This is a genomic window from Caulobacter sp. (genome assembly GCF_017744445.1).
In the GTDB taxonomy this organism is placed as follows: Bacteria; Pseudomonadota; Alphaproteobacteria; order Caulobacterales; family Caulobacteraceae; genus Caulobacter.
On sequence record NZ_JAGIBH010000132.1, the window covers coordinates 1 to 573 of the forward strand.

A 573-nucleotide genomic window follows, 5' to 3' on the forward strand; every position below is an offset into this window, starting at 1 on the left:
GCCCGCTACGGCGACTATCTGTTCGTGCATGCGGGCGTCCGGCCCGGCGTGCCCTGGGACCAGCAGGAGCCCGAGGACCTGCTGTGGATCCGCAACGATTTCCTGACCCTGCCGCACCGCCTGGACTGCGTGGTGGTCCACGGCCACACGCCGGAAAGCGAGCCGTTCCTGGGGCGTGACCGGATCAATGTCGACACCGGCGCCTATGCGACGGGCGTCCTGACCGCCGTTCGCTTGACCGAGAGTCCTCCGGTTGTGCTTCAGGCTCGAAAGTCTCTTCGCGTTTAGCGCTTCGCCTTGTCGTCGTCACATACACATGTCATGACGACGTTCGCAGGGACTGACGTAATGTTGAGAACACTTACCCGATGACTATTGCTCGGCGTTTCTGGAATCGCGTGGTGCTGTCGCTCGGCGTCGCCTTGATTGGCTTGCAGGCGGCTCCAGCCCTGGCGCAGGACATGACGCCCTTCCCGCCGCCCGTCGCCGCGCCCCCATTCGGCCCGTTCGCGCCCGCGCAGCTGATCCATCACGTAGGAATCGTTCGCCACGTCGCGCGTCACGACGATGAGC

General features: G+C 64.9%; 1 protein-coding gene and 1 pseudogene. One reads left to right on the forward strand and one right to left on the reverse strand.

Annotated elements, in window-relative coordinates:
* Positions 1–288: pseudogene (locus tag J7528_RS24050) on the forward strand (serine/threonine protein phosphatase); the annotation flags it as partial.
* Here the strand turns inward: J7528_RS24050 and J7528_RS24055 are convergent.
* The coding region (locus J7528_RS24055; protein ID WP_291879894.1) for a hypothetical protein at positions 285–573 on the reverse strand (289 nt) is incomplete at its 5' end. The pseudogene J7528_RS24050 and the gene J7528_RS24055 overlap by 4 nt on opposite strands.